The sequence below is a fragment of the Pseudomonas sp. GXZC genome (genome assembly GCF_026967615.1).
Taxonomy (GTDB): domain Bacteria; phylum Pseudomonadota; class Gammaproteobacteria; order Pseudomonadales; family Pseudomonadaceae; genus Aquipseudomonas; species Aquipseudomonas azotoformans_A.
This window is the reverse complement of record NZ_CP114115.1, coordinates 4,559,240-4,582,974: the sequence shown is the minus strand read 5'-3', so window position 1 is coordinate 4,582,974 and position 23,735 is coordinate 4,559,240. Positions and strand designations below refer to the sequence as shown.

Sequence of the window (23,735 nt, the reverse complement as noted above, 5' to 3'; positions counted from 1 at the left end):
GCAGTTTGGCTTGTCATCAATCAAATTGTTTGTTGTTATACGAGCTATCAGTGAGGCCGATAGCTATGAACCTGTTTCAATTGCGCGCGTTCGATGCCGTGGCCCGCGAGGGCAGTTTTACCCGTGCGGCGGCGCGGCTGTTTATCAGCCAGCCGGCGGTGACCGGGCACATCAAGGCGCTGGAAGAGCACTACCAGATCCCGTTGCTGCGTCGCACCGCCAGGCGCGTGGAGTTGACGGAGGAGGGCGCGCGGTTGGCGGCGATCACCCGGGCCATTTTCGGCCTGGTGGACGAAGCGCAGACGATGCTGGAGGCCAATCGCCAATTGCTCACCGGGCGCCTGGAAGTCGCGGCCGACGGCCCGCACCTGGTGATGCCGATGATCGCCAGCCTGCGCGCGCGCTACCCCGGCATCACTGTCAATCTGCGCCTGGGCAATGCCCAGGAAACCTTGGCGGCGTTGTTGTCCGAGCATGCGGATGTGGCGGTGCTTACCGAGGTGGAGCCGCGCAACGGCCTGCATCTGCAACCCTTGAACGAATCGCGGATTTGCGCGCTGGTGCCGGCCAGTCACCCGTGGGCGGCGCTGCCCAAGGGGATCCGCCTGGAGCAACTCAATGAGGTGATCATGGTGCTGCGCGAGCCGAGTTCCATCACCCGACGTACCTTTGACGACGCCTGCCTGGCTGCCGGTGTACAGCCCAAGGTGCTGCTGGAACTGGACAGCCGCGAGGCGGTGACCGAAGCCGTCGCCGCTGAATTGGGCGTAGGCGTGGTGTCGTCCATGGAGCTCAGCCCTGACCCACGTGTGCGCGCTGTGCCGATCCAAGGCGATGGGCTGGTGAACCGGCACATGCTCGGCTGCATGGAGCGACGTCGGTCGTTGCGCTTGATTCAGGCGTTTTTCGAGTTGGCGCCCTGACGGTTTTTTGGTGGAACGTTGCGTTTTTGCGCTATAAACTCTGCCCCCAAAGCGCCGGCCAGTAGACGTTTGGGCGCGATGGACAAAAGAGAGTGAGTCATGGGCGCACAGTGGAAAGTCAAACATAAAGAAGCGGCAGCCAATGCCAAGGGCAAGATCTTCGGCAAGCTGGTGAAAGAAATCACCATCGCCGCCCGCAACGGCGCCGACACCTCCACCAACGCCCACCTGCGTCTGGTGGTGGAACAGGCCAAAAAGGCCTCGATGCCCAAGGAAACCCTGGACCGCGCCATCAAGAAAGGCGCCGGTCTGCTCGGCGAAACCGTGCAATACCACCGCGTCACCTACGAAGGCTTCGCGCCGCACCAGGTGCCGCTGATCGTCGAGTGCGTGACCGACAACATCAACCGTACCGTGGCGGAAATCCGCGTGGCCTTCCGCAAGGGCCAACTGGGCGCTTCCGGCTCCGTGGCCTGGGACTTCAACCACGTCGGCCTGATCGAAGCCTCGCCGGACAGCCCGGACGCCGATCCGGAAATGGCCGCCATCGAAGCCGGTGCCCAGGATTTCGAAGAGGGTGAAGAAGAAGGCACTACCCTGTTCATCACCGAGACCACCGACCTCGACGCCGTACAAAAAGCCTTGCCGGAGCAGGGTTTCACCGTGCTGTCGGCCAAGCTGGGCTACCTCTCGAAAAACCCGGTGAGCGGTTTGAGCGATGAGCAGATGGCCGAGGTTGAAGCCTTCCTCGAAGGCTTGGACAACCATGATGACGTGCAGGATATGTTTGTCGGGTTGGCGGGCTAAAAAATCCTCTCGGGAGTCCGGCCCGCCGGGCTCCTACAGGGTCAGCGTTATTTCGTCGAACCCCGGCCGCGCCAACACATCGGGCTGACAGCAACGCATTTGCAGCGCGACCAGATCGTCACTGACCTGTTCATCAACCCGCTCCAACAACTCCCCCAGCAAAATCCCAAACGCCCGCACTTCAATCCGCTGCAATGCCCTGGTTTCCACGCTATCCGCCGTGGCATGGAACGACGCCGCGCCAAAATCCCCCAGCAAACAGTCGCCGGCTGCATTCCACAGAATGTTGTGGCCATACAGGTCGCCATGGGTGATGCCGTGCCGGTGCAAGTGCGCGGCGACCGACGCGATGCCTCGCGCCATGCGCAGTGCCACTTCCAGGCTGAAGCGCGTACCCGGTTCATAGATGTCGCGGGTGCACGACGCCAGGCTCGGCAGGGCCGCGAGGTTGCGGTAGCTCGGGTCGATCAGGTCCATGACCAGTGCAGCCTGCTCATCCGGGTGGCCGACCACGCGGCCCTGTACCTTGATCAGGTTGGGGTGCAGCCCGGCGGCGATGCAGGCCTGCATTTCATGCAGCGGCGAGCCATCGCTGGTGATGGTGCCTTTATAGAGCTTGACCGCAACGGGCTGGCCTGACGGTTTCCACAGTGCCTTGCGGATCACGCCGGAAGCGCCTTCGCCAAGGACTTCGGCCAGTTCCAGTTCGGACCAGGGAATATTCGGCGTGGCGTCATCACCGGTTAGGTCCACGGCCATTTCCACGGGGTTACCGGCATAGGCCAGCCAAGTCAGGCTCGGCAGTGCCAGCAGCCAATCCGGCAATTGGGTGAAGCGGTTGGAGGCGATGCGCAGCAATTCGAGATTGTGGCAGTTGGCCAGACTTGCCGGCAGGTGCGCCAGTTGGTTGCCGGCCAGCATCAGCTTTTGCAGGAGTGGTCGCTTGCCCAGTTCGTCGGGCAACTGGCTGATGCGGTTATCGGTCAGGATCAACCAGCGCAACAACGGCGGCAACGCGGCGGCGGGCACATGACTGATCTGGTTGGCCTTGAAGCCGACCATGCTCAGCTTGGCGCATTGGCCAAGGCTTGCCGGCAACTCGGTGAACCGGTTGTCCGAGCAGAACAGCACGCGCAGGTGGGGCAGGCGGTGCAAGTCGTCGGGCAGTTGGCTCAGGGCGTTACCGCTGAGGTTGAGGATCTCCAGGGAGTCGGCCAGTTCGAAGATTTCCCGAGGGAATTCAGTCAGCCCGCAGGACAGGTCCAGGCGGGTGATACCGGCCAATTGGCCGGCCTTGAGTTGGGCGAGGGTATGCATGAACGGCGCGGTCACTCGGCTAGAAGGCGTAAATGACGCTCATGATACCGGTTCGTGCGCGGGTTGCGGGTCAGCCTGTTGCAATTGTCCCAGACGGCTGGCAGTGCGGGCGAGGTCGATAGCCTGGCCGCCCAGGGCAATCGCGAGGGGCTGCTCGCCGATCAGGATCAGGTGCTTGTCGCGGTCATAAAGCACATCCACCAGGTTGATGAAGCGTTGCTGCACGGCGATCGGGCAGTCCGCCAGTTGTGGCAGGCCGTCGATGATCCAGTGGTCGTAGTCCTGGCACAGCAGCAGGTAGTCCATGACTGCGGTCAATTGCTCGCAAAGATCGCTGAAGGTGAACGCGATGGAGCGGCCTGCGTGGCGGCGGCAGATCAAGGTCCGGTTGCCGACGGCCAGGGGCTGGGGCGGGCAGTCGGTAACGGGAAGACCCAAGGCTTCGCGCTGGTGCGCAGTCCCCGGCCAAACGTACTGACCGCTGGTAAAGCGTTGTGCGCTTTGGGCTTGAGGCAGGCTGCGAAAATCCTGGGGCGAACTGACTTCCAGCACCTCCATGCGTGCATCGATCAGGTCGATCACCGGTTTGAAGCGCTCGTGGTACAGCGGGTTGGGCAGCAGTCCCTGCGGTGCATAGTTGGACGTCACCAGCACCAGCACACCGCGCTCGAACAGGGCCTTGAACAGGCGTGTGATCAGCATCGCATCGCCGATGTCGTGGACGTGAAACTCGTCAAAACACAGCACTCGGCAATCCGTCAGCAGTTCATCGAGGGTCACGGCCAGCGCATCGTTCTGCTCACGATGCGTGAACATGCCGCGATGCAGTTGGGCGAAAAAATCATGAAAGTGCACGCGCTGCTTCTCGGCCATTGGCAGCGCCTGGAAGAACCCGTCCAGCAACCAGCTTTTGCCGCGTCCCACCGGTCCATGCAGGTACAGGCTCCGGGTGGGCTGGCCGGCGAGCAGGAGGCGGGTTTCTCGGGCCAGGGCAGCGATGGCTCGGGTTTGCCCGGCGCTGAGGGTATACCCCTGTTGCTCGGCTTTTAGCTGGAAGAACGCGGGGATGGGCGAGGCGTCGAGGGCGTCGGTTTTCTTACCGAGCAGGCGACGGATCAGGGAAAACGCGGCCAATGCAAGTCACTCTGTGTTTCGGTGGTCGCCCACTTTAGGGCGACGGCTGCGTTTTGACCAATAGAGAAGGGCGCTGCATGCCATCTCGAAAAGGCATGTCACGGTTGTAAACCTGCCCAGACTGGCAGTTTCTCGCTGAGTGACTAACCTCCTACACAGCAGTCACCCCTGTACAAGGATTTGGGGCAGTGAAGGGACGAGCAGTATTGGCAGTCATGGGCGCGATGCTCTGCAGCACGGCTTTAGGTGCACAACTCCAGGTGGAGGTGCGTATCGACGTGCAGCGGGGCTGCCAGCTGGTGGGCACCACCCGCAGCGCTGGCATCGAGCAACTTGGCGTATTGGATTTCGGCAGCGGCGCGCGTCTGGATGACCCGGCCGGGCCCCTGAGTGCGGCACTGATCAGCCAGCGCCAGCCGCGTCTGGAGTGCAACCCCGACACGCCGTATCAGGTGCGTGTGGATGGCGGCCTGCACGGCGGCACCGGTGAAGTGCGCTACCTCAGCGCCACCCCTTCGATCAAACCCATTCCCTATCGTATTTATGCCGACGCCGCGCGGCGCGTGCCGTTGCCGGTGGATGTGCCGATCAGTGGTCGCGTGCCGGACGCAGGCTTCGTTGATCTGCCGCTGTACGGCCGCATCGAGCCGCTCAAGGACATCCCCGCCGTCGGCCGCTACACCGACCTGCTCAAGGTCACGGTCACATGGTGAGCCGCTATCTGGCCGTTGTGGCCATGGGTGGCCTGCTGGTGCTGGCGGATGACGCGCAGGCGGCTGTCGCGACCGGGTTTATCCAGGCGCGGCTGGTGATCACCGCCAGTTGCGAAGTGAGCAAAGGCGTCGAGAGCGCGCCGGTCAACCCCACGGGCGGTACGGCGATGCTCGACTTCGGCAGCCAGGGCCCGACCTGGAACAACACGCTGGGCGCAGGCGTCACCGATGGCGAAAAAGCGCCGTTGGCGGTGTCGTGCAACCCGTCCGTCTCGAGCTTTACCGTGACTATCGACGGCGGCACCAACGGCGATGGCACCACGCGGCGCCTGAGCAATGGGCGTCAGATGATTCCGTATCGGCTGTCCGCCGATCCCCAGGGCCGCAGCACCTACAGCATCGGCCAGCAACGCAATTTTGTCGTGGCCAAGGGCACCCAGATACCGATCCCGGTGTTTGGCTCCGTGGTGGCAAATACCAGTGCCTTACCGGCAGGGATCTACACCGACACGTTGACGGTGACACTGGACTGGTAACTCAAGAGGATGAAAACCATGCATGTACTTGTTTCGCGATTAGGCGCTTGTGCGTTGGGGCTGGCGATGGCTTCCAACCTCAATGCGGCAACCACAGTCACCGGGCAGATTACGTCCAGCCTGATATTGATCGCCAGTTGCCAGGTCAACGGTTCGGGCGCGGCGACCGGGTTGAACTTCGGTAGCTTGAACTTCGGCACCACCAACAGCCTGTTCACCAACGCCGATGCCCAGTTGCTCGGCGGCACCGGCACCGGCGGGGCGCTGTCGATCCTGTGTTCCAGCGGCACTACGCCAGCGGTCAAGGTGCGCGCGGGTGCGCATGACGGTGCCTCTCCCGGTGGCAGCCGTGCATTGGCCGACGGTGCGGGCAACTTCGTGCCCTACGACTTCTACACCGACAGCGGTCACTCCGCGCTGCTGGCAATCGACGGCGTGATCACCCTCGCCACCAGTACCGGCGTGGCGCAGACCGTCAACCTCTACGGTCGGGCGGTGGGCAAGGCGGGGCTGCCAGCCGGCACCTACACCGACACCGTGGCCGTGGAACTGACGTTCTAGCGATGTGGCTCAGAGCGTTGCTGGCCTGTGCGCTGGCGGTGCCGCTGCCGTTGTCGGCGGTGACCAGCCAGAGCTTCCAGGTGAGCGCGACCATCACACCGGGTTGCCTGATTGTGGGCGGGGGCTCCAATTACGGCGCGCTGACCTACGGCAGTTATTCGGCCCTGGCCACCAGCACGGTCACGGCGGCGTTGACCGGGGGCGTCACCTTGCAATGCACGCCGGGGGTGACGCTGAGCATGAGTGTCGACGGCGGCCTGCACAGCAGCACCGGGCGCAATCTGCAGCTCAACAGCGGCAGCGCGCGGGTGGCTTACCAGTTGTTTCGGGATGCGGCGTTCAGCCAAAGCCTGGGGATTGGCCAGAGCGTCAATGTGGCCTACAGCGATGCCAATAACATCAACCTGCCCATTTACGGACGGGTGCAATTGCCGGGCAATCAGCCTGGGGGGACATACAGCGACACGCTGCAGGTGCAGCTGACGTGGTAAGGCTATCGGTATAAGGAGTGGGGTTATGCGTTCACCTTCCCGGCGGCTGTGGGCCGCGGGTATTGCCTTGAGTGCGGTGTGCACGGCGGGGTTCGTACAGGCGGCCAGTTCGGTGCTGATCTGGCCCATCGACCCGGTGCTGGAGGCTGATCAACAGGCCAGCGCACTGTGGTTGGAAAACCGTGGGAGCGAAACCGCGAGCCTGCAGATTCGTGTATTTGCGTGGAGCCAGAGCGGCTACGACGAGCAATATCAGAACCAGCGCGATGTGATCGGCAGCCCGCCGGTGGCGCGAATCGAGCCGGGGCAAAAACAACTGGTACGCCTGACCCGCACCCGTGAAGTGCCACCAGGGCAAGAGTTGGCCTACCGCATCATCATCGATGAAATCCCTTCGCCCTTGCAGGTGCCGACGCCGCCAGAGGGCAAGAACACTGCAGCGGCGATTCGCTTCCAGATGCGCTACTCGGTGCCGCTGTTCGCCTATGGCGTGGGCCTGTGGAGCAAGGACGACAGCACGCGCCAGCGCGACCCCAACGGCGCCGGCAAGCCGGAATTGAGCTGGCACAAGGTCACGGTGGCGGGGCGCAACTATATCGAGGTGCGTAACCAGGGCGCCGTGCATGCGCGCCTTACCGATGCTTCATTCAAGCAGGGCGGGCAGACCAAACCCTTGGTCGATGGCTTATTGGGCTACGTGTTGCCGGGCGCGACCATGCGCTGGCCGGTGCCGGATGCGCTGTCGGCTGATCAGCCCCTGCAGGTCAGGATCAACGGGGCGCAACAGTTGGAGAGCCTCGCGCCGAAGCGGTAACCGAGTGTAGCGGGGCGGGACGCTCCGGGTTTTAAACGGATGGAGATGTCCATTGAAGGACACAACGCCATGTGTGAGTCGTGGTCGGGCTCGTCGTCTATGGCCGTCGGTAGCAGTGGTAAGCGGGCTATGGGCTGCAATGGTCGCGCCCCAAGGCGTGGCTGGCGACCTGCCACCGCCGCCGAGCAGTATGGAGGCTGTCGCCGATGCACAGTTGTTTCTGGAGCTGGTGGTCAATCAGATGGACACCGGTCGCGTCATCGCGGTCGATCAACGCGCCGGGCAACTCTACGTACCCGCCAGTGCGCTGCAGGATGTGGGCATGAAGCTGCCCGGTGAACTGAGTGGCAGCGTGGGTTTGGACATGATCCCAGGCCTGCACAGTGACTACGACAGCAATGGCCAGCGCCTGCTGCTGGATGTGCCGCCGGCGTGGTTGAAGGAACAGTTTATCGGCAACCGCAACACCTACCCGCGCACCCAGGCGATGAGCAGTTTCGGTGCCTTGCTCAACTATGACCTGTACTTCAACGACACTGACGAAGGCGGCAGCTACCTCGCCGCCTGGAACGAAGTGCGGCTGTTCGACAACTGGGGCACCTTGTCCAATACCGGGCAGTATCGCCAGACCCTGGCCGATGGGATCAGCAGCAGTACCTTCAACAATGGCTACCGGCGTTATGACACCACCTGGCGTTTCTCCGATGATGAGCGGCTACTGACCTACGAGGCCGGTGACGTGATCAGCGGCGCTTTGCCCTGGAGCAGCTCGGTACGCCTGGGCGGTGTGCAGTTTTCACGGGACTTCGCCGTGCGCCCGGACCTGGTGACCTACCCCTTGCCGCAATTTGCCGGTGAAGCCGCCGTGCCGTCTTCGGTGGACCTGTTTATCAACGGCTATAAATCCGACAGTGCGCTGCTGCAACCCGGGCCTTACACCTTGACCAATGTGCCGTTCATCAACGGTGCGGGTGAGGCGGTGGTGGTGACCACCGACGCGCTGGGTCGCCAAGTGTCGACCACGGTGCCGTTTTATGTGACGAGTTCGCTGCTGCAAAAAGGCCTGACGGATTTTTCGGTGGCCGCCGGTTCCTTGCGCCGGGAATACACCTTGAAAGATTTTGCCTACGGGCCTGGCGTCGCCAGCGGCACCTTCCGTTATGGTTATTCCGACAACCTGACCCTGGAAAGCCATGCCGAGGCGTCCAGTGACCTGACCCTCGGCGGCCTGGGTGGCAACCTGCGGCTGGGCAACTTCGGCGTGCTCAACACCGCCGTCAGCCAAAGCCAGTTCGAAGGACGCAGCGGCCAGCAACTGAGCCTGGGGTATTCATACAACAGCACGCGCTACAGCCTGTCGTACCAACGGGTCGAGCGGCGTGATGAGTATGCCGACCTGACCCTGGTCGACACCCCCTACGCCAGCCTCAGCAAGCGCAGTGAGCAGGTGACCTTGAGCCTCAACCTTGAGCGTTTTGGCAGCCTGGGCGTAGGTTACTTCGACGTACAGGCAGCTGACGACTCGCGCACGCGCTTGCTCAACCTGAGCTGGAGCAAACCGCTGTGGCACAACACCAGTTTCTACCTGTCGGCCAACCGTGAAATCGGTGACAGTAACTGGGCGATGCAGGCGCAGCTGGTTATCCCGTTCGACCTCAACGGCAGCCTGGCCGTGAGCACCGAGCGCAGCAAGGATGGCGCCAGCCGCCAGCGCCTCAACTACAGCCGCGCGGTGCCGAGCGAAGGTGGCGTGGGTTACAACCTCGGTTATGCCCAGGGCGATGGCCCGGCGTACCGCCAGGCCGACCTGACCTGGCGCTTGCAGTCGGTGCAGTTGCAGGCCGGTGTGTACGGCAGCAGCGACGCCGAGACGCGCTGGGCGGATGCCAGTGGCTCGCTGGTGTGGATGGGCGGCGATATGTTTGCCGCCAACCGTATCAACGACGCCTTTGTGGTGGTGAGTACCCAGGGTTTCGCCGGGATTCCGGTGCGCTATGAAAACCAGTTGGTCGGCGAGACCGACCGCAACGGCCATCTGCTGGTGCCCTGGAGCAGTGCGTATTACCGCGGCAAATATGAAATCGATCCGTTGAACCTCCCGCTCAACGTGCAGAGCCCGAATGTGGAGCAGCGTGTGTCGGTGCGTCGTGGCAGCGGCTACCTGCTGGAGTTTCCATTGCGTCGGGTGCTCGCGGCCAGTGTCACGCTGGTGGACACCCAACATCAGGAATTGCCCCTGGGCAGCCTGGTGGTGCATGAACAAAGCGGCCAACAGGCGGTGGTGGGTTGGGATGGCCTGGTGTACCTGGAAAACCTCTCGGCCCATAACACCTTGCAGGTCACGCTAGGCGAGGGGCGTACGTGCCAGGCGCGTTTTGAGATGGAGGAGCAGCAACAGGGCGTGCCGTTGATCGGGCCGTTGGTGTGCCAATGAAACGTATGGGCTGGCTGTGTCTGATGGGCTTGATGTTTGCTGGACCGGCCATGGCGGCGTGCTCAGTGGTGACCACGGCACCGGCGAGTTTCGGTCCTATCAGTTCCATGGGGGTGCGCACAGCCGTACAGGCCAGCTCGACCACCAATTCAGGGTTGAGCTGCACCTCGGCGTTGATTTCGCTGCTGGTGTCCACCGATCATTTTTACGCGACGATCACTTCATCCAAGACCGGGATGGTCGGGCCTACCGGTGATGTCATCGGCTACACGATCTACGGTAACAACACCACCAGCTTTCCGATCACGCGCGGGGCGCAATTTGACTTCGGCGGCGCCGGCGGGATCGCTCAGAGTTTTGGCTTGATTGCGGGCCCCGGCGCGAAAACCCTGCCGCTGTACGTGAGCAGCATTACCGGCAGTAACGTCGCCGCAGGCCTGTACACCGAGACCCTGAGCATCGCCTGGAGCTGGAACTATTGTTCGGGTATTGGCATCGGCGGCATCTGCGCCGGCCGGGATATTGGCAGTGGTACCGCGTCATTGACGGTGAGCATGACGGTCACCAACGACTGCCAGATCACCGCGCCCAACATCAGTTTTGGCAGCGCGCCTGTCATCAGCGGGTTTACCGCCGTCACCGGCCAGACCATCAGTATTTCCTGCACCAAAGGCAGTGCCTACAACGTCGGCTTGAGCGACGGCCAGAACGCCGTCAGCGTGGGCGGTCGGCGGCGGATGATCTCGGGCAGCAACTACCTGGCCTATGACATCTTCAAAAGCGCCGGCACCACGCGCTGGGGCAGTGTGGGCGCAGCGCGTCGCGACAGCTCCACCGCTGAGATCAACCCTGGCAATGGCTTGGGCATCGGCAGCCAGGTGTTCAACTACAACGCCAGGATCTACACCGACCAGTCCACGCCTCCCGCCGGCACCTACCTGGACAACGTGGTGCTTGACGTCGGTTTCTAGAACTTCAGCAGCGGCGGGCTAGGCTGATCCACCGGGCTGACCACCGCATAGTTGTAGCCGGCACCCGACCAGTATTGCGCCTGCAAGCCATCGGCACTGCGACTGCCTCTTGGCAGGAAACCGTTTTCCGGTCCCGGTGGGCGGATATAGAAACTGATGCGCCGGCCTTGCGGGTCCTCGTACAGCACCATGGCCGCGGCGCCTTGCTCGGTGGTGAGCAGGCGCCCGCTGACCGGCGTGAACCCGGAAGCACTTAAGTCCGGCAGGCGGTGCGCCTGGTTGAAGTAGCGGTCGAGCCAGGCTTGCATCGTGCCGCCGCCCTGCACCTTGTAGTCGGCGGGCATGATGCCGTCCTGGGCAAACAGGCGGAATGCCTGCATCGCATCGGCCATCGGCAGTTGGGCCGGCTGGGTGACTTCACGGGCGTGCCAGCCACCGACACCGCCGAGGCTGACGGTGATCAGCAGCACGGCGGCCGTAGCAAAGTGGCGCCGTGATTGACGCTTGATGCGCTGGCGGATCAGTGCCGGGTCCAGGTCCGGGTTGGCCGGCTGTTGCAGGGCACCGCTCAGCGCAGCGCGCAGTAACTGCGCGTCGTGTTGCCAGGCGTGGACCTGGGCGGCGACGTCCGGGTGGGCCGCCAAGTAGGTTTCAAGCACGCGGCGATCACTCTCCAGCAGTTGGTGATCGACGTAGGCATGCAAATCGCGTTCGCTGGGGGGCAGGCTGATCATTTGAGTATCCGCAGGGAAGGGCTGGCAATTTCGCCATCACTGAGTTGACGCAGGGCTTGGCGTGCCCGGGACAGGCGCGACATCACGGTGCCGATGGGCACCTCGAGGATCTCGGCGATTTCCTTGTAGCTCAGGCCTTCGACCGAAACCCACAGCAGCAGCGCACGCTGCTCGGTGTTGAGTTGATCGAAGGCTTGCAGGGTCGATTGGGCGATCACCGTGCGTTCCACCGACGGCTGTGCATCGTCACGCCCGGTGAAGAACTCCAGCATGCGCGCATAGCGACGGGTGCGGCGGTGGGCGTCGAGGAACTGTCGGTAGAGGATCGAAAACAGCCAGGCGCGCAGATCGCCTTCGATACGTTTGTCGGCCCAACTGATGATCGCCCGTTCCAAGGTCGACTGCACCAAGTCGTCGGCGCTGCTGGCGTTACGGGTCAGGGACACGGCAAAGCGCCGTAGCCTTGGGATGAGTTCACGTAACTGTTCGTCGAGTTCATGCATGGGAATCTGGCTGGTCACTACGCTGGGATTAGAGAGACGTGCGGCGTTGAAGGTTATTCCCGACCCTGGGAAATAAATCCAAGGCCAGGGAATAGAGTCGATCGGCGTTCGTCTTAATGCTCCGACCTTATGTTCACCCCCTAAGGCCTCTGGCCCTGGAGTTCCTTCATGGTAGATCACTCATCACCGCCCCGTCCTCCGCTGAGCACTGCGAGCCTGATCGCGCGCCTGGCGGGTATCGGTGCCGTGGTTGCGGTTGTGGCGGGGGCTTTTGCCTACGTCAATGGCACCCTCGACCCACAGCGCCTGCGCCCGAAAACCCTGGTCAATGCCCTGGAAGCCAACAACGGCGTGCACCCTGGCTTCCGGCGTAACCATGCCAAGGGTGTGTGCGTGGCCGGGTATTTCGAGAGCAGCGCCGAAGCCCGTGCCTATTCCAGCGCCCAGGTGTTCAGCGAGGCCAAGACCCCACTGATCGGTCGGTTTGCTCTGCCCAGCGGCAACCCCTATGCGCCAGACAGCAGTGTGCCGATCCGCAGTTTTGCCGTGCAGTTCAGCCAGGCCAACGGCCAGCAGTGGCGCACCGGCATGAACAGCATGCCAGTGTTCCCGGTGGGCACGCCCGAGGCGTTCTACCAAATGCTCAAGGCCGGTGCGCCGCAGCCTGCCACCGGCAAGCCGGACCCGGCGAGCATGCCGGCATTTTTTGCTGCTCATCCCGAGACAGCGCCGTTCCTGGCGTGGGTCAAGACCGCCAAGCCTTCGGCCAGTTATGCGACCGAAACCTACAACGGCATTAACGCGTTCTTCCTGGTAGGGGCCGATGGCAAGCGCCAGGCCGTGCGTTGGGGCGTGGTGCCGCAGAGCCAGGATGCGGCGGGCGATATCGCCGCTGCCGGCAGTGATTTCCTGGAAAAGGACCTGGTCCAGCGTCTGGCGACCGGGCCGCTGCGCTGGCAGTTGAACATGACCCTGGCCAACCCCGGCGACCCCGTGGACGATGCAAGCAAGGCCTGGACCGGCGAGCATAAAGTCATCAACGCCGGCACCCTGGTGCTGCAAAGCAGCCAGCCGCAGGCAGATGGCGATTGCCGCGATATCAACTTTGATCCACTGATTCTGCCCAGCGGTATCGAAGCCTCCAATGACCCGTTGCTGGCGGCCCGTTCGGCGGCGTACGCCAGCTCGTACCTGCGTCGTGCTGGTGAAGTCAGCCCGTTGCACAGCGCCCCTCAGGAGTCGAAGCCATGAATGCCCAACCCCGGTTTTTCGCGCCCCTGGCGCGCCTGCTGCACTGGCTGATGGCGCTGATGGTCATCGCCATGCTGTTTATCGGCGCGGGTCTGGCGGCCTCGGTTTCGGAGCGGCATGAGTGGTTGATCCACCTGCACAAGCCGTTGGGTATCGCGATCCTGGCCTTGGTGATCGTGCGTTTGGTCGTGCGCTTCTCCACGCGCCAACCGCCGTTGCCTGCTGACTTGCCGCTGTGGCAAGCGCTGGCGGCCAAGGCGTCCCATCTGGTGTTGTATGCGTTGATGCTGGTATTGCCACTGCTGGGCTGGGCGATGATTTCGGCGGCGGGCGACCCGGTAATGCTTAGCAGTTCGGTGCAGTTGCCGGCGCTGGTGGGGGCGAACGCGCCGTTGTTCGCGGTGCTGCGCAGGGCCCATGGGTTCCTGGCCTATCTGCTATTCCTGACCGTGCTGCTGCACTTGGCGGCGGCGTTGTTCCATGGGTTGATCCGCCGTGACGGCGTGCTGCAAAGCATGACCGGCAGCAAGGACTGAAACAGGTCTCGGGGGCAGTGTGGTCAGCCAGTAGATCAGCGCCAGCAGGTTGATGGCGGCGCCGAGGCCACACACCCCAATCCAACCGCCCCAGGCATACAGTGCGGTTGCGCTGATGGAGCCCAGCGCACTGCCCACTGAGTAAAACAGCATGTAGCCGGCTACCAATCGGCTCTGGGCGTCGGGGCGCACGGCGTAGATCAGGCTCTGGCTGGTGACATGCACGGCTTGCAGGCCCAGGTCGAACACAATCACGCCGAGCACCAATGCCCACAACGATGATTGGGTATAGCCGATGGCGACCCAGGACAGCAGCATCAGCAGCAATGCCGTGCCGCTGGTCCACTGGGCAAAGCCTTTGTCGGCCAAGCGACCGGCGCGGGCAGCGCCAAGTGCTCCGGCGGCGCCGGCGAGTCCGAACAGGCCAATCTGCGTGTGGGAAAGCGATAGCGGCGGGGCGCTCAAGGGCAGTACCAGTGGCGTCCACAAGACGGTGCCGGCGGCGAAAATCAACATCGCCAGCACAGCGCGGTCACGCAGGACCTTTTCCTCCTTGAACAGGCTGAAGACCGAGCGGAGCAGCGCACCATAAGTGCCGGTGACGCGCGGTTGTTCGGTGCTTGGCAATACGCGCCACAGCAAGATCGCCATCACCAGCGTCAAGCCCGCCGACAGCAAGTAAACCGAGCGCCATCCCGCCAAGTCGGCCATCGCGCCAGACACCGAGCGGGCCAGCAGCAAACCGACCACGATACCGCTGGTGACCAACCCCACCACCTGCCCGCGCTGTTCGGGCGACGCCAGTTGAGCAGCCAATGCCACCAGCACTTGAGCGACCACCGCCAACAGGCCGGTCAGTGCCATGCCGGCCAACAGCCAGAAACTGTTTGAGGACAATCCCACCACCAGCACGGCCAGCGTGGAGAGCAGCAGTTGGCTGACGATGAGCTTGCGCCGGTTGAGCAAATCCCCGAGTGGCACCAGCAATAACAGGCCCACGCCATAACCGACCTGGGTGAGGGCAATGATGATGCCGACAGTGGCGTGGTCCATGGCGACGGTCTCGGCCATCGCGTCGAGCAACGGCTGGGCGTAATAGACATTGGCCACTGACAGGCCGCAGGCGATGGCGAACAGCACCACTACTTTGTTACTCAAGGGGGAGGAAGGCATGGGGATATTCTCTGTGGTTTTAAAATGAAACCAGTTGTACCGTAAGGATTCTGGTTTTATATTGCAACTACATTTTTGGTCGACGACAGGCAGCCCCGATGGTCAAGCTCACCCGCTTTGAAAGCGCCGAATGCCCGGTGGCGCGCTCACTGGATGCGATTGGCGATGGCTGGTCGCTGCTGATCATTCGCGATGCGTTTGATGGGATTCGCCGTTTTGGTGAGTTCCAGCGCAGCCTGGGAATGGCCAAGAACATCTTGTCCACGCGTTTGCGCAGTTTGGTGGCCCATGGGGTGTTGGAAATCGTGCCGGCGTCGGATGGCAGTGCGTACCAAGAGTACGTTCTGACGGAAAAGGGGCGGGGCCTGTTCAACGTGATCATCGGGTTGCGGCAGTGGGGCGAGGTTTTTTTCTATGGGGCAGGCGAGGCGCACTCGGTGATGGTGGACAGCGCCAACGGCGAGCCGCTGCGAGCGCTGGAGTTGCGCTCGGCGGATGGACGGTTGCTGGGGCCTGAGGATTGTCGGCGGGTGCCCGCCGACTCGGTTTAGCGCAAGACGTCGACGATATTGGCCACGCTGCTCAACACATCCTTGCCCAGTTGCATTGAGCGTTTACCTGACCAACCGGTGAGCGGGTTGGGGGCGTCGTCGTTGTCCTTGAAGGGCATTTCCAGGGTCAGGGACAGGCAGTCGAACTGCTGGCCGACGGCATTGCACGCCAGGGTCATATTGGCTTCGCCCGGCAGGTCGCGGGTGTAGCCGTGGGTGGTCTGGAAATCGCGGGTCAGGCCGCTCAAGTGGCTGCGGAAGTGTTTTTCCAGGGCCTCGATGCGCGGCGTGTAGCCGGGGTTGCCTTCGCAGCCGGCGGTGAAAACGTAGGGTATTTCCTCGTCGCCGTGGATATCGAGGAACAGGTCGACGCCGTACTTTTCCATCTGTTGCTGCACGAACAACACTTCCGGGCTGAACTCCTGGCTCGCGCTCTGCCAGGCGCGGTTGAGGTCCTGGCCTGCGGCGTTGGTGCGCAGGTGGCCATGGAACGCGCCGTCCGGGTTCATGTTGGGCACTAGGTACAGGTCAGCGACTTTCAGCAGTTTTTTCAGCTCGGCGTCACCGTCCTGTTGCAGGCGTTCAATGATGCCTTCCATAAACCATTCGGCCATGTGTTCGCCGGGATGCTGTTGGGCGATGATCCAGACCTTGCGCCGGCCTTCGCCGCCTTTGCCGCGACGCAGCAGTTGGATATCACGGCCTTCGACACTTTTACCGGTGGCCAGCAGTTGGGTGCCGGCGCGGGTCAAGGCTTGCTCGATCAGCCAGTCGTGGCGCTCGCGGCTGTAGGGTTCGAAGTAGGCAATCCAGGCGTGCTTCTCGCGGGTCTCAAGGCTTATATGCAGGATTTCACCATCAAAGCGCGAGGGCACCCGGAACCAATTGATATGGTCGTAGGACGCTACGGCGTTGTAGCCGCTCCACGCGTGCGGGTAAGACGACTTGCCCGCGTTGCTCAAACGGAAGGTATGGGTGTGGCCCACGTGCATGCCTTCGGCCTTGAAGTGGAACCATTGGTAATGTTGGCTGCGGGTGTCGGGTTTGATCGCCAGCAACAACTGGTGGGAATCGTGGGCATCCAGTACCTGGATATTGCCACTGTCGAAGTCGGTGCTGATCCTGATGGAGGTCAAGGCCACGGTCATAGTCTGGTTGCCTGAATATGAGTGTTGTGGCGGCTATATTACACAGGAGTCTGGTAAAGACTGGATGCAAAATTGTTGCACGGGGGAGGGGGCGTCATCCTTGACGCCGCAGCAGCTTAGAATCTATGAGATTGATTCTCAAGCGCTATTTCGCAAAGGTTTGGACTAGAGCGTTCGACTGGCTTTCTTTTGGCGATGGTCTTTTGCTACCATGCGCGCCATCGAGCAACACACAGTCTTCATTAGCCTGAAGCCATGCCAGGGAAACTGGCAAAAAAAAGACCCGGCCAAAGAGCCGGGTCAAAAACCGTGATTAGCCTGATGAGGAGATATTCCAAGAGTCCGACCTAAGGTCCCTTGGTCTATCGACTGATCTCGCGATCAGCTAGGTCCAATAATAATCATTATCATTTGCAAGTCAAATGTTTTTATCCGTGAGATAGAAATATTTTTCTTCTGCGCCTGTTATCCGTTCGCTTGAGCCGCTGGCGCCTGCAACGACCGCTCCACCATCGCCTTCGCCATATCAATCAAATACACCACCGAAAACGCCAGGTCGCGATGATTGCCTTGATGGCTGCTCGCGGATTCATAGGCCGTGGCTGCGGCGCTGCGCAACAGGTCCGAGGCGTGTACGAGGGCTTCCTCCTGGCTGATGCCCGGCTTGATGGCGAACAGGGCGCCGTCAGGGGCTGCTGCCGACATCTCTTCTTTCAAGTAAAAGTCCAACGCGCGCTTGGCGGCACCGCTGCTGCGCAGGTCGTGCATTTCAGTGTCTTCAGGGAGTTCAGGCAGGAGATACGGGCTGGTCGTCATAAGGGGAGGTACTCTGTAGTGGGTGTCGAAAACCTTATGTTCGATGATAGTACGTATCGTATTTATGTCGTTTTATGGATTACTACAAACTGTTTATTGCCCTGAAAACTACGTGACGTATTGTCAGCTCCCATGGATAACTGGATTGCGTTGGTCAAGGCCAACATGGAAGACCGCAAGGTCACGCAGGGTGAATTGGCTGAGCGCCTGGGCATGTCCCAAGGCGGCGTTGGCCACTGGCTCAACAAGCGCCGTGCACCCAGCGTGGTGGACATGAACCGGGTGTTGGCGGCGCTGGGGTTGGGGTACTTGGAAGTCGCGCTGGACATTCGCGAGCGGCCCGATGAGGCGCCTGCGCAGAAGAACTACAACCCGTATTTCCGCTACCCGGTCAGCGATTGGAAAGGGTTGTGCGAGGTCCGCGAAGAGCGTGCGACCTATGGCGCTGTGCGCTTCGAACTCACGGATTACCCTGCTCAGGGGGATGCGTTCTGGCTGCCAGTCACAGGCGACGCCATGACCGCACCCAGCGGCTTGAGCGTCAGTGCGGGCATGCTGATCCTGGTCGACCCGGCCATCCAGGCAGAGCCTGGCAAGCTGGTGGTCGCCCAACGGGCCGGGAGCCTTCAGGCGACCTTCCGCCAGTTGCAGGAAGAAAGCGGCCAGCTTTACCTGGTACCGCTCAATCCCACCTACCCCAAGCAACCATTCACCGACGACTGCCACATCCTGGGGGTTGTTGTTCAAGCCACGGCGAAGTTCTAGACGGCCGTTTCGAGCGCCACCAACGCGCAACCTTCTGCAACCATTTCACCTTCCTGGCAGAACAACGCCTTGACCACCCCGGCGTGAGGCGCGCGGATGCTGTGCTCCATCTTCATGGCCTCCAGCACCACCAGCTGCGTGCCGGCTTCGACGTGTTGGCCCACCTCCACCAGCACTCGCACGATGCTGCCGTTCATCGGCGCCGTGAGGCCGCCTTGATGTGACTGGTTGGCCTCCACCGCCGCAATCGGGTCGAACAATGTGACGGCCTGCATCTCGCCGTCCCAGCGCAAAAACACGCTGCTTTCGTTGCGGACTGCCAGATGGCTGTGACGCACGCCCTGTTGCTCGATCAGCAGATGTTCGCCACGCAGTTGTGGCGCATCAGCCGCCAGCGTCACCAACCGATCCTGGCCATTGCAGCTCAAATGCAGCGAAACTTCGGCGGGTAACCCGGCGCGAAACCCTCGCGAATCTGCCCAAGGCCCATCACTCTTCGGCAAGCTCTGAATGAAGGCCGCGCCCGCCGCTTGCCAGAACGCATCACTCAATACTCCAGGCGCGGGTAGCAACTCCTCCTGATAGCGCGGAATAAACCCGGTATCCAACTCAGCCGCCGCAAACGCCGGGTGCCCGATGATGCGCCGCAAAAATCCCAGGTTGGTCTTCAGCCCGCCGATGGCAAACTCGTCCAGCATGGCCAGCAATCGTAATCGCGCCTGTTCACGGTCTTCCCCCCAGGCAATCAGCTTGCCGAGCATGGGGTCGTAGAACGGCGACACACTGTCGCCCTGCTCCACACCGCTGTCCACGCGGCGCCCAGGGCCCGGTGCGGATTCACGGTACAGCGCCAGGTGCCCGGTGGCGGGCAGGAAGTCATTGGCGGGGTCTTCGGCATACAGCCGCACTTCGATGGCATGGCCGATCAGCGGCACCTGCTCCTGGGTGATCGGCAACGCCTCGCCCTGGGCGACACGGATCTGCCAGGCCACCAGGTCCAGGCCGGTGATCGCTTCGGTCACCGGGTGTTCCACTTGCAGCCGCGTGTTCATCTCCATGAAGAAGAACTCACCGCGCGCGTCCAGCAAAAACTCCACGGTGCCTGCGCCGACATAGCCGATGGCCTGGGCCGCACGCACGGCGGCTTCGCCCATGGCCTTGCGTTGTTCAACACTCAGGCCTGGTGCTGGCGCTTCTTCGACGACCTTCTGGTGGCGACGCTGGATCGAGCAGTCACGTTCATTGAGGTACAGGCAATGCCCGTGTTGATCGGCAAACACCTGGATCTCCACGTGACGTGGCTTGAGCAGGTACTTTTCCACCAGCATCTGCCCGTTGCCGAAGGACGACAGCGCCTCGCGCTGTGCCGAGGCCAGGGCTTCGGCCAACTGGCTGACATCCTCGACCACCTTCATGCCTTTGCCGCCGCCACCCGCCGTAGCCTTGAGCAGCACGGGATAGCCGATGCGCTCGCAGGCGGCGCGGAAGGTTTCCAGGTCCTGGGCTTCGCCGTGATAACCCGGCACCAAGGGGACTCCGGCGGTTTCCATCAAGGCCTTGGCCGCCGATTTGCTGCCCATGGCATCGATGGCCGAGGCGGGCGGGCCAAGGAAGATCAACCCGGCCGCCTCAATCGCACGGGCAAAACCGGCGTTCTCCGACAAAAAACCGTAACCCGGATGAATCGCCTGGGCGCCGCTGGCCTGGGCCGCCGCGATCAGTTTGTCGATTTGCAGGTAGCTGTCCGTGGCCTTGCTGCCGCCCAGGTCGACGCGGATATCCGCCTCACGGCTGTGGCGCGCATCGCGGTCGATGGCGCTGTGCACCGCCACGGTGGTCAGGCCCATGGCCTTGGCGGTGCGCATCACCCGGCAAGCAATTTCGCCACGGTTGGCCACCAGTAGAGTCGTCAACGTACTCATGAACGCGGCTCCTGCGATTGCCAGCTGGGTGGACGTTTTTGCAGGAAGGCGCGCAGGCCTTCCTGGCCTTCGGCGCTGACACGAATGCGCGCAATGGCATTTTCGCAATAGCGGCGCAGGGCCGGGGTGAGGGCGCCGTGGCCCACTTCGCGCAGCAAGTCCTTGCTGGCGCGCATGGCCGCCGGGCTGTTTTGCAGCAGGTTGGCGATCCACTGTTCGACCTGCTGATCCAACTCGCTGATCGGATAGCTTTCCGCCAACAGGCCGATCTCCCGTGCCCGCTGGCCACCAAAGCGCTCGGCGGTCAGTGCATAGCGCCGTGCAGCACGTTCGCCGATGGCTTGCACCACGAACGGACTGATCACCGCCGGCGCCAGGCCAATACGCACTTCCGACAGACAGAACTGCGCATCGTCCGCGCCAATCGCCATGTCACAGCAACTGATCAACCCCAGCGCTCCGCCGTAGGCCGCACCTTGCACCACCGCCAGGGTCGGGATTTTCAGCTTGGCCAAGTTGTACATCAACTCTGCCAGTTCGCGGGCATCGTCCAGGTTGGTGTGGTAATCCAGCTCGGCCGATTGCTGCATCCAGGCCAGGTCGGCCCCGGCGCTGAAATGCTTGCCGCGCCCGCGCAGCACCAGAAAACGCAGGGACGGATCGCCCTGTACGTGGTCGAGGGCGATGATCAGTTCGCGGATCATTTCGGCGTTGAACGCGTTGTTCTTGGCTTCACGGCTGAGCCACAGCGTGGCAAAGCCACGGCGGTCGGTGATCAGTTCGAGGGTGTTGAAATCGCTCATGGGATACAGCTCCATTTACATGCGGAACACGCCGAAGCGGCTCGGCTCGATGGGGGCACTCAGCGAAGCGGACAAGGCCAGCGCCAGCACGTCACGGGTCTGCAACGGGTCAATCACACCGTCGTCCCACAGGCGCGCGCTGGAATAGTAGGGGTGGCCCTGGGTTTCGTACTGGTCGAGGATCGGCTGCTTGATGGCGGCCTCTTCTTCGGCACTGAAATCGAGACCTGCACGTTCAGCCTGCTCGCGCTTGACCTGCACCAGCACGCCGGCCGCCTGTTCGGCACCCATCACGCCGATGCGCGCGTTTGGCCACATCCACAAGAAGCGCGGGTCATAGGCGCGGCCGCACATGCCATAGTTCCCGGCGCCAAAGCTGCCGCCAATGATCACCGTGAACTTCGGCACCTTGGCGCAGGCCACGGCGGTGACCAGCTTGGCGCCGTGCTTGGCGATGCCCCCGGCTTCGTATTTCTGGCCGACCATGAACCCGGTGATGTTCTGCAGGAACAACAGCGGAATGCCACGCTGGCAGGCCAGCTCGATAAAGTGCGCGCCTTTTTGCGCGGCTTCCGCAAACAGAATCCCGTTGTTGGCCAGGATCGCAATCGGGAAGCCGTGCAGGTGCGCAAAGCCGCACACCAGCGTGGTGCCGAACAGCGCCTTGAATTCATCGAACACCGAAGCGTCCACCAGCCGTGCGATCACTTCGCGCACATCGAACGGCTGCTTGGCGTCGGCCGGGATCACGCCGTACAGCTCTTCGCTGCTGTACAGCGGCGCGACCGGCGTACGTTGCAGCAGTTCGCCCTGTTTGCGCCAATTGAGGTTGGCCACGCTGCGCCGGGCCAGCGCCAGCGCATGTTCATCGCTGTCGGCATAGTGGTCGGCCACGCCGGAGATCTTGCAGTGCACATCGGCACCGCCGAGGTCTTCGGCACTCACCACTTCACCGGTCGCGGCCTTCACCAGTGGCGGACCGGCGAGGAAGATGGTGGCTTGCTGGCGCACCATGATTGCTTCGTCGGCCATGGCCGGCACGTAGGCGCCACCCGCAGTGCATGAGCCCATCACCACGGCGATCTGCGGGATGCCCTGGGCGCTCATGTTGGCCTGGTTGAAAAAGATCCGCCCGAAGTGCTCGCGGTCGGGGAACACCTCGTCCTGACGCGGCAGGTTGGCGCCGCCCGAATCCACCAGGTAGATGCACGGCAGGCGGTTCTGCTCGGCGATGGTCTGGGCGCGCAGGTGTTTTTTCACCGTGAGCGGGTAGTAGGAACCGCCTTTCACCGTGGCATCGTTGGCGACGATCATGCATTCGACGCCTTCCACCCGGCCGATCCCGGCAATCACGCCAGCGGCAGGCACGTCTTCGCCGTACACCTGATGGGCGGCCAATTGGCTGAGTTCGAGGAACGGCGAACCGGGGTCGAGCAAACGGTTGATACGCTCGCGGGGCAACAGTTTACCGCGTGAGGTGTGCCGCTCCTGAGCCTTGGCGCCGCCGCCTTGCTGCACGTGGGCGAGCAGGCTGTGCAGGGCGTCGACCTGTTGGCGCATCGCCGCGCTGTTGGCGGAAAATTCTGCGGAACGCGGGTTGAGTTGGGTGTGCAAGGTGGCCATTACGCGCTCCTTCAGCGGGTTTCGTTGAAGAGTTCGCGACCGATCAGCATCCGGCGGATCTCACTGGTGCCGGCGCCGATTTCATACAGCTTGGCGTCGCGCAGCAGCCGACCGGCGGGGAATTCATTGATATAGCCGTTACCGCCCAGAATCTGGATCGCGTCAAGGGCCATTTGCGTGGCGCGTTCGGCGCTGTAGAGGATCACCCCGGCCGCATCCTTGCGCGTGGTTTCGCCACGCTCACAGGCCTGGGCCACCGCGTACAGATAGGCGCGGCTGGCATTGAGCTGGGTGTACATGTCCGCGACCTTGCCCTGGATCAGCTGGAATTCGCCGATGCTCTGGCCGAACTGCTTGCGGTCGTGAATATAGGGCACGATCAGGTCCATGCAGGCCTGCATGATCCCGGTCGGGCCGCCGGACAGCACCACGCGTTCGTAGTCCAGGCCGCTCATCAGTACTTTCACGCCGCCGTTGAGCACGCCAAGGATATTTTCTTCGGGCACTTCCACGTCATCGAAGAACAGCTCGCACGTGTTGGAGCCGCGCATGCCCAGCTTGTCGAACTTGTTGCTACGGCTGAAGCCTTTCCAGTCACGCTCGACGATGAAGGCAGTGATGCCGTGGGGGCCTTTTTCCAGGTCGGTCTTGGCGTAGATCACGTAGGTGCTGGCGTCTGGGCCATTGGTGATCCAGGTCTTGCTGCCGTTGAGCACGTAATGATCGCCGCGTTTGTCGGCACGCAGCTTCATCGAGACCACATCGGAACCGGCGTTCGGCTCGCTCATGGCCAGGGCGCCGACGTGTTCGCCGCTGATGAGTTTGGGCAGGTACTTGAGTTTCTGTGTGTGGTCGCCGTTGCGATTGATCTGGTTCACGCACAGGTTGGAGTGCGCGCCGTAGGACAACGCCACCGAGGCCGAGCCGCGGCTGATCTCTTCCATCGCCACCACATGGGCCAGGTAACCCAGGCCGGCGCCGCCGTATTCTTCCGGGACGGTGATGCCCAGCAGGCCCATGTCGCCGAATTTCTGCCACAGATCGGCGGGGAAAAGGTTGTCGCTGTCAATCTGCGCCGCGCGCGGCGCGATTTCCTTGCTCACGAAGGACTGCACCTGGTCGCGCAGCATGTCGATGGTTTCACCGAGGGCGAAGTTCAGGGACGGGTAACTCATGGACAGGCACCTTAATGTGAGCTTTGTTTTTGTG

The 23,735-nt window shown here is 62.4% G+C and carries 24 protein-coding genes; 13 read left to right on the top strand and 11 right to left on the bottom strand.

What is annotated here, in order from left to right:
- Window positions 1-65: 65 nt before the first annotated feature.
- Window positions 66-923, top strand: a complete 858-nt coding sequence (locus OZ428_RS21435) for a LysR substrate-binding domain-containing protein (RefSeq protein WP_269131211.1) — start codon at window positions 66-68, stop codon at window positions 921-923.
- A gap of 99 nt (window positions 924-1,022) precedes the next feature.
- A complete protein-coding gene (locus tag OZ428_RS21430) occupies window positions 1,023-1,730 on the top strand; it encodes a YebC/PmpR family DNA-binding transcriptional regulator (protein ID WP_016976136.1) in 708 nt (235 codons plus the stop codon).
- A gap of 33 nt (window positions 1,731-1,763) precedes the next feature.
- Here the strand turns inward: OZ428_RS21430 and OZ428_RS21425 are convergent, their stop codons facing one another.
- Both OZ428_RS21425 and zapE read right to left on the bottom strand, forming a co-directional pair.
- The gene (locus OZ428_RS21425; RefSeq protein WP_269131210.1) at window positions 1,764-3,047 is read right to left on the bottom strand and encodes a protein kinase; all 1,284 of its coding nucleotides are present in this window, start codon (window positions 3,045-3,047) and stop codon (window positions 1,764-1,766) included.
- A 39-nt stretch (window positions 3,048-3,086) separates the two neighbouring features.
- Entirely contained in the window at window positions 3,087-4,181 is a 1,095-nt protein-coding gene (gene zapE / locus OZ428_RS21420) for a cell division protein ZapE (protein WP_269131209.1), read from the bottom strand.
- Window positions 4,182-4,396: 215 nt separating this feature from the next.
- Here zapE and OZ428_RS21415 point away from each other — a divergent pair, with 215 nt between their 5' ends.
- The 7 genes from OZ428_RS21415 to OZ428_RS21385 all read left to right on the top strand — a co-directional run bounded on the left by OZ428_RS21415 (window position 4,397) and on the right by OZ428_RS21385 (window position 10,701).
- A complete protein-coding gene (locus OZ428_RS21415) occupies window positions 4,397-4,894 on the top strand; it encodes a Csu type fimbrial protein (protein ID WP_426160617.1) in 498 nt (165 codons plus the stop codon).
- Window positions 4,888-5,430: a Csu type fimbrial protein gene (locus OZ428_RS21410; protein ID WP_038844070.1), complete on the top strand. Its 543-nt coding sequence runs from the start codon at window positions 4,888-4,890 to the stop codon at window positions 5,428-5,430. Before OZ428_RS21415 ends, OZ428_RS21410 begins: the two co-directional genes overlap by 7 nt.
- A gap of 18 nt (window positions 5,431-5,448) precedes the next feature.
- Entirely contained in the window at window positions 5,449-5,991 is a 543-nt protein-coding gene (locus OZ428_RS21405; protein WP_025999725.1) for a Csu type fimbrial protein, read from the top strand.
- Window positions 5,992-5,993: 2 nt separating this feature from the next.
- Window positions 5,994-6,482: a Csu type fimbrial protein gene (locus OZ428_RS21400; protein WP_038844073.1), complete on the top strand. Its 489-nt coding sequence runs from the start codon at window positions 5,994-5,996 to the stop codon at window positions 6,480-6,482.
- Window positions 6,483-6,507: 25 nt separating this feature from the next.
- A complete protein-coding gene (locus OZ428_RS21395; RefSeq protein WP_269131208.1) occupies window positions 6,508-7,296 on the top strand; it encodes a fimbrial biogenesis chaperone in 789 nt (262 codons plus the stop codon).
- Between the two features lie 139 nt (window positions 7,297-7,435).
- Complete coding sequence (locus OZ428_RS21390; protein ID WP_269131207.1) at window positions 7,436-9,730, top strand: fimbria/pilus outer membrane usher protein; 2,295 nt, start codon at window positions 7,436-7,438, stop codon at window positions 9,728-9,730.
- A gap of 5 nt (window positions 9,731-9,735) precedes the next feature.
- A complete protein-coding gene (locus OZ428_RS21385; protein ID WP_269134212.1) occupies window positions 9,736-10,701 on the top strand; it encodes a Csu type fimbrial protein in 966 nt (321 codons plus the stop codon).
- On the opposite strand, the gene OZ428_RS21380 is transcribed toward OZ428_RS21385, so the two are convergent.
- On the bottom strand, window positions 10,698-11,435 hold the full coding sequence (locus OZ428_RS21380) for an anti-sigma factor family protein (protein ID WP_269131206.1): 738 nt from the start codon (window positions 11,433-11,435) through the stop codon (window positions 10,698-10,700). The genes OZ428_RS21385 and OZ428_RS21380 overlap by 4 nt on opposite strands.
- The gene (locus OZ428_RS21375; RefSeq protein WP_269131205.1) at window positions 11,432-11,938 is read right to left on the bottom strand and encodes an RNA polymerase sigma factor; all 507 of its coding nucleotides are present in this window, start codon (window positions 11,936-11,938) and stop codon (window positions 11,432-11,434) included. The genes OZ428_RS21380 and OZ428_RS21375 overlap by 4 nt, the downstream gene beginning before the upstream one ends.
- Window positions 11,939-12,106: 168 nt before the next feature.
- Between OZ428_RS21375 and OZ428_RS21370 the strand changes: the two genes are divergently transcribed.
- Both OZ428_RS21370 and OZ428_RS21365 read left to right on the top strand, forming a co-directional pair.
- The gene (locus OZ428_RS21370; protein ID WP_269131204.1) at window positions 12,107-13,189 is read left to right on the top strand and encodes a catalase family peroxidase; all 1,083 of its coding nucleotides are present in this window, start codon (window positions 12,107-12,109) and stop codon (window positions 13,187-13,189) included.
- Window positions 13,186-13,725 carry a cytochrome b gene (locus OZ428_RS21365; RefSeq protein ID WP_038844085.1) on the top strand — a complete coding sequence of 180 codons (540 nt, stop codon included), beginning with the start codon at window positions 13,186-13,188 and terminating at the stop codon, window positions 13,723-13,725. The genes OZ428_RS21370 and OZ428_RS21365 overlap by 4 nt, the downstream gene beginning before the upstream one ends.
- On the opposite strand, the gene OZ428_RS21360 is transcribed toward OZ428_RS21365, so the two are convergent.
- On the bottom strand, window positions 13,627-14,898 hold the full coding sequence (locus OZ428_RS21360; RefSeq protein ID WP_269131203.1) for an MFS transporter: 1,272 nt from the start codon (window positions 14,896-14,898) through the stop codon (window positions 13,627-13,629). The two genes, OZ428_RS21365 and OZ428_RS21360, sit on opposite strands and share 99 nt — an antisense overlap.
- 98 nt (window positions 14,899-14,996) lie before the next feature.
- Between OZ428_RS21360 and OZ428_RS21355 the strand changes: the two genes are divergently transcribed.
- On the top strand, window positions 14,997-15,449 hold the full coding sequence (locus OZ428_RS21355; RefSeq protein WP_269131202.1) for a winged helix-turn-helix transcriptional regulator: 453 nt from the start codon (window positions 14,997-14,999) through the stop codon (window positions 15,447-15,449).
- On the opposite strand, the gene OZ428_RS21350 is transcribed toward OZ428_RS21355, so the two are convergent.
- Together OZ428_RS21350 and OZ428_RS21345 are read right to left on the bottom strand one after the other, a co-directional pair.
- Entirely contained in the window at window positions 15,446-16,597 is a 1,152-nt protein-coding gene (locus OZ428_RS21350) for a M14 family metallopeptidase (RefSeq protein WP_269131201.1), read from the bottom strand. The two genes, OZ428_RS21355 and OZ428_RS21350, sit on opposite strands and share 4 nt — an antisense overlap.
- Before the next feature lie 465 nt (window positions 16,598-17,062).
- On the bottom strand, window positions 17,063-17,413 hold the full coding sequence (locus tag OZ428_RS21345; protein WP_269131200.1) for a DUF6124 family protein: 351 nt from the start codon (window positions 17,411-17,413) through the stop codon (window positions 17,063-17,065).
- 132 nt (window positions 17,414-17,545) lie between these two features.
- On the opposite strand from OZ428_RS21345, the gene OZ428_RS21340 reads away from it, so the two are divergent.
- Window positions 17,546-18,178 carry a LexA family protein gene (locus tag OZ428_RS21340; RefSeq protein WP_033903234.1) on the top strand — a complete coding sequence of 211 codons (633 nt, stop codon included), beginning with the start codon at window positions 17,546-17,548 and terminating at the stop codon, window positions 18,176-18,178.
- Here the strand turns inward: OZ428_RS21340 and OZ428_RS21335 are convergent.
- The 4 genes from OZ428_RS21335 to OZ428_RS21320 are packed head-to-tail and all read right to left on the bottom strand — an operon-like array spanning window position 18,175 to window position 23,701.
- Window positions 18,175-20,100, bottom strand: a complete 1,926-nt coding sequence (locus OZ428_RS21335) for an acetyl/propionyl/methylcrotonyl-CoA carboxylase subunit alpha (protein WP_269131199.1) — start codon at window positions 20,098-20,100, stop codon at window positions 18,175-18,177. The genes OZ428_RS21340 and OZ428_RS21335 overlap by 4 nt on opposite strands.
- Window positions 20,097-20,903 (bottom strand): gamma-carboxygeranoyl-CoA hydratase, encoded by an 807-nt coding sequence (locus OZ428_RS21330; protein ID WP_028616898.1) that lies wholly within the window; start codon window positions 20,901-20,903, stop codon window positions 20,097-20,099. The genes OZ428_RS21335 and OZ428_RS21330 overlap by 4 nt, the downstream gene beginning before the upstream one ends.
- A gap of 15 nt (window positions 20,904-20,918) precedes the next feature.
- On the bottom strand, window positions 20,919-22,526 hold the full coding sequence (locus tag OZ428_RS21325; protein ID WP_269131198.1) for a carboxyl transferase domain-containing protein: 1,608 nt from the start codon (window positions 22,524-22,526) through the stop codon (window positions 20,919-20,921).
- An 11-nt stretch (window positions 22,527-22,537) separates the two neighbouring features.
- On the bottom strand, window positions 22,538-23,701 hold the full coding sequence (locus OZ428_RS21320) for an isovaleryl-CoA dehydrogenase (protein WP_269131197.1): 1,164 nt from the start codon (window positions 23,699-23,701) through the stop codon (window positions 22,538-22,540).
- Window positions 23,702-23,735: the final 34 nt, after the last annotated feature.